Source organism: Francisella sp. SYW-2, assembly GCF_008711475.1.
Taxonomy (GTDB): domain Bacteria; phylum Pseudomonadota; class Gammaproteobacteria; order Francisellales; family Francisellaceae; genus Francisella; species Francisella salimarina.
Genome location: NZ_VXKO01000064.1, coordinates 1 through 1,314, shown reverse-complemented (window position 1 = coordinate 1,314; position 1,314 = coordinate 1). Strand labels below are relative to the sequence as shown.

Genomic DNA, 1,314 nt, shown 5'->3' with positions numbered 1-1,314 from the left:
ATATCAGCATAAAATGCTGATATGAAACACAAAAGTAAGATTTTGAGTCAGATTTATCTAAAAAATACTCAATATTAAAACATATGAAAAAGGGCTTTCATTAACTCAACAGCCTTTTTCTATAGGTAAAGGCAGTAAAATAAAATTGGTACACTAGGCTCGCTAAACTATATATTGTAAGGTAAAAAGTGACTTTTAAATGATGAAACTGGTCATATGCACATATATCCTGTTTCTACCCCAAGGTAAACTTCACAACAGGTATCTTGTCATCATTTAGAGTGTTATAATATAGTATATCATCACAATCTTTTTGTTCAGACTCTGAGTTAATAATGACACAACTACGATTTTTTATACAATCTATATTATATTGATCATCACTCTTTATAGGAAAACTTGATTCAACATTAATCACAAACCCCTTTTTTTTCACAAAAATATTTCTATCTTTAGCGTAATCTAGTTTATTTTTAGAGTAATCTTTTACATCTAAAATAGGTGCTCCACAACTTGGTATTATATGAAGATCTGGCTCTATATCTATATGTTTTGAGTAAGTATATCCTCTTTTATAATCATTACATATTTCAAATACAAAATTTATACCATCTATTGATATAAAGGGTTCATCGTTAAACTGATCTGTTAAACTACAAACACGGTTTCCTAAATTTTCATATAAACCTAAGCTTTCTGTTTCAGTAGTATGAACTTTTGAGTATGAATAAACCAAATTTTCACCTACAAATATAGGTAATATATTTGCAAATCCTTCTTTTTCTTCATCAAATACCGTACTCGTTCCAGCAAAACAAATAATATTAGGTTTACTTATCGCTTTACCAATAAATGATAGTAATAGTTCAAATTCTTCAGGCGTTCTATAAAATCTATAGCCTAGAGCAAATTCTGGTAGAACTATTATACTTTTATTTGGATTATCAATATCTATAGAATCAGAAATTTCTTTTATTATGTGAACTATATTTCTGGCACCTGATACACCTTTATCTTTATCTATTTGTATTATTCCTTCACTAACGTTAAGCGCAACAGCATATATTTCTACGGTGTTCATAGTAGCACATCCTCAATTTTTGTTTGGTAACTACCTGACAAATTATTTGGCAAATAATGATTTATAAACTAAAAGTAATACTTTCATATTTAGCCTCAATGTTATTAAATTACCAATTCAAATCTATTCATTAGAATTAGACCTTATAATCCTCATGATATTTACTCTTCTTTTTCCTTAAATGGATTGAAAGAAGAGTCACTACTATCTTCTATTTCATCTGTATCTACTTC

The 1,314-nt window shown here is 28.1% G+C and carries 1 protein-coding gene; it reads right to left on the bottom strand.

What is annotated here, in order from left to right:
- Window positions 1-235: 235 nt before the first annotated feature.
- Window positions 236-1,081, bottom strand: coding sequence for a hypothetical protein (locus F3D57_RS10170; protein ID WP_150466173.1), 846 nt, complete (start codon window positions 1,079-1,081; stop codon window positions 236-238).
- Window positions 1,082-1,314 lie beyond the last annotated feature (233 nt).